Below are 3,027 nucleotides of genomic sequence, written 5' to 3'. Positions count from 1 at the left end.
GGAGGCCGGCGGGATCGGCGCATGTAGATTTCGAGCGGTTCGGGGGCCCGGGGACCCGGAGCGACCATAGGTGCTCCGGGTCCCCGGCGGCCTACTCGCTGGTCAGGGGCAGTTGGCGGACCAGCGCGACGACGGGCGGCCGCTGAGCCTCGTCGCAGCGTCAGCGCGGCACGCGGACCGTGAGCGCTCCAGGGTCGACGCGGATGGAGAGGAGCTTGCCCTTCCCGAGATGGTCTCCGTCGAGCTGGATGTCATGCGGACGGCTCGCTTCAATCCGCACCGTCGCTCCCTTGAAATGGCCTAGCTCCGGTGGGGAATGGCGCCGGAACCGGCTCAGCAGCGTTCCGGCGACCCGGAACCAACCCAGAACCCCGTGGGGTGCGACGCTCAGAACGTCCAAGATTCCGTCATCAGGCTCCGCTCCCGGGAAGACCTCAACATTGCCCTGTATCCGCCCGCAGTTGCCGACCATGACTCCCCGTTGGCGACGTTCCGTGGCGAGGCGGCCGTCTACATCGACACGCATCCGGTAAGAGCTGCCTATGATGCTCTGCCCTGCGGAAACGATGTAGGCGAGCCAGCCGGCCTTCGCCTTGAGGTCATCGCTGGTGTTCGCCATGACGGTCGCGTCGAGACCCATTCCAGCCATCACGACGAAGGCGAGCTCCTCGTCGTCGCCCGCAGCTGCCCAAGCGACATCGATGAGCTGTTCCGCCCCCGACATCGCCACGGCGAAAGCGTCCGCGGGGGCATCGACGGGAATGCCGAGATTCCGGGCCAGAAGATTCCCCGTGCCGAGCGGCACGACACCCAGCGGGACCCCTGTTCCCGCGAGTTCACCGGCCACAGCTCGGACCGTGCCGTCGCCTCCGGCGACCACGACGGACTCGGCGCCTCCTTCGAGTGCCTTGCGGGCCATGCCGCCACCCGGGTCCTCCGCCGAGGTCTCCAGCACGGCGGCCTGTGCTCCCTGCTCTGCGCAGTACCGGCGGAACAGCGCCCTGATCTCCTCAGCCCCCTGCTTGATCGGGTTAACGATCAGTACTGCCACATGCCCTCCCGGTGTTCGGCCGTCCTGCCTGCGACACTACAGGCCTGACACTCACGACTTGGCCGGAGCTCGACTGCTTCGGGCCTCCGAGGGCGGTAGAGAGCAACGTGCCGCTCTGCCATGCGCCTGCCTCTGGCAAGCCCGTCCGTTTCCCCCTTCGACGGCGGCGACCAGAACTCCCTTGATGACGACCTGGGATGCCGCGCGAACTCGCCCGGATCGAGGAGTTTGGCGGGGTCGGAGGTAGTCACCCACCCGGGTTACCCTCTCCCGCCCACTGTGTGTGCGGGACAGCCGGCCCGAGCACGGCTGACGTCAGCAACCGGGTCAAGGGCTATTACGACGGACTCGCGGCCGCCGGACTGAGCCCGCTCCCACTGCTGCGCGCACTCCGCCTGCTAATCGACCAGATCCGCGGCACGAAGACGACGCCCAGGGGCGCCCGTGGCCAGCTCACTGTCCGTACGGTCTTCCACGGCGCCCAATCCCAAGGAATGACCCCGACGATTGTGGAGGATGTTCTTGACGGGTGCTGAGATCAGCCGTGCTCGCGCAGGTATTGGTGCGGGTCCACGTCGTGTGCGGAGATGCCGCCCGCGTGCTCGGCCTCGAACGCCGCGAACGCCACGGCCATCGTGTGGCGTTCCTCCAGACCGACGTGGCGGCGGAAATCGGTCAGACCCTGGCGCTCTTCTTCGGCCATGTGATCGCTGTTGACTTCGTTGACCTCGGCCACGGCGCGCAGCCATTCAATCGAGCCCACCGGGTGATCCTCGACCGAGGCGATCGCGTCCCGGATCTCGTTGTGATCGTGGACGGCATCCTCGGTCTCCTCGCCGGGCGACTCGCGAGCGATGCGGTCCTGCTGCAGCTTCAGCAGCCGCGGGTAGAAGAGCTTCTCCTCTGCGGCGGCATGCACTTCCAGGAGGATGCGCAGGCGCTTCCAGACCGATCCGAGCGCTTCCGTATCATCCGGGGAGACTTCTTCGAGGATGCCGAACATGCGGCGCTGCTCGTGATGATCATTCAAAATGACCTCGGTGATGTCCACAGTTTCCCTCTCCTTCTGTCACAGTCACTCTTGCAGGCGTACCCCCACCCAGCAACCGAGGGGAGCACACTCACGAGGTCAGTCCATCTTGCTGTCGGCTCAGCGATGGGGAACCAGAACAGATTCCGTTTGATCCAGCCGATACGGAATAACGGAATTGCGGATCCCGGGCGGTAGAAGTTTCTTCGACTCGCTCGGGACGTCAGCCGTTGATGATCTGGGGTTGGGCGAGGTGCTTGAGGCCTTCGACGCCGAATTCGAGGCCGTAGCCGGAGTGCTTGGCGCCGCCGAAGGGGACCATGGGGTGGACGACGCCGTGGGCGTTGATCCAGACGGTGCCGGCCTCGAGGCGGGAGGCGACCTCGCGGGCCTTGTCCCTGTCGGCGGACCAGACGGAGGCGCCGAGGCCGACCTCGAGGCCGTTGGCCATCTCCACGGCCTCCTCCACGGTGGAGTACTTCACGATGGGCAGGGCGGGGCCGAACTGCTCCTGGGCCACGAGGGGGTTCGCGTTGTCGATGTGGGCCACCAGGGTGGTGGGGTAGAAGTAGCCGGGCTGGTCCTCGTCGGGGTTCCCGCCCAGGAGCACTTCCGCGCCGGAGGCCTTGGCGGCCTCGACGAGGCGGGCGACGATCTCGTACTGGGCCCTGTTCTGCAGCGGGCCGAGCAGGTTCTGCTCCTGGAGCCCGACGCCCATGGGCACGGCCGCGGCGTACTGGGCCAGGGCCCGGCACACGTCCTCGTAGATGTCCTCGTGGACGTAGAGGCGCTTGAGGGCGGCGCAGGTCTGGCCGGTGTTGATGAACGCGCCCCAGAACAGGCCCTCGGCGATCGCCTCGGGGTCGGCGTCGGGCAGGACGATGCCGGCGTCGTTGCCGCCGAGCTCGAGGGTCAGGCGCTTCACCGTCTCGGCGGAGGAGCGGAT

4 protein-coding genes are annotated in these 3,027 nt (G+C 67.2%); 1 reads left to right on the top strand and 3 read right to left on the bottom strand.

What is annotated here, in order from left to right; translation table 11 throughout:
- Positions 1–160: 160 nt before the first annotated feature.
- Positions 161–1,051, bottom strand: coding sequence for a diacylglycerol/lipid kinase family protein (locus E6A21_RS17155; RefSeq protein ID WP_138445388.1), 891 nt, complete (start codon positions 1,049–1,051; stop codon positions 161–163).
- Between the two features lie 281 nt (positions 1,052–1,332).
- Here E6A21_RS17155 and E6A21_RS17150 point away from each other — a divergent pair, with 281 nt between their 5' ends.
- Positions 1,333–1,587, top strand: coding sequence for a hypothetical protein (locus tag E6A21_RS17150; protein ID WP_138445387.1), 255 nt, complete (start codon positions 1,333–1,335; stop codon positions 1,585–1,587).
- Positions 1,588–1,589: 2 nt separating this feature from the next.
- Here E6A21_RS17150 and E6A21_RS17145 read toward each other — a convergent pair whose 3' ends face one another.
- Together E6A21_RS17145 and E6A21_RS17140 are read right to left on the bottom strand one after the other, a co-directional pair.
- Positions 1,590–2,102: a hemerythrin domain-containing protein gene (locus E6A21_RS17145; protein WP_138445386.1), complete on the bottom strand. Its 513-nt coding sequence runs from the start codon at positions 2,100–2,102 to the stop codon at positions 1,590–1,592.
- A gap of 202 nt (positions 2,103–2,304) precedes the next feature.
- Positions 2,305–3,027, bottom strand: a 723-nt coding sequence (locus E6A21_RS17140; RefSeq protein ID WP_138445385.1) for an aldehyde dehydrogenase family protein, incomplete at its 5' end; no start/stop codon positions are given.

It is taken from the genome of Sinomonas susongensis, assembly GCF_005877005.1.
GTDB classification, from domain to species: Bacteria; Actinomycetota; Actinomycetes; order Actinomycetales; family Micrococcaceae; genus Sinomonas; species Sinomonas susongensis.
Note: the sequence above shows the minus strand (reverse complement) of the source record. Positions and strands in the feature narration are given on the sequence as shown.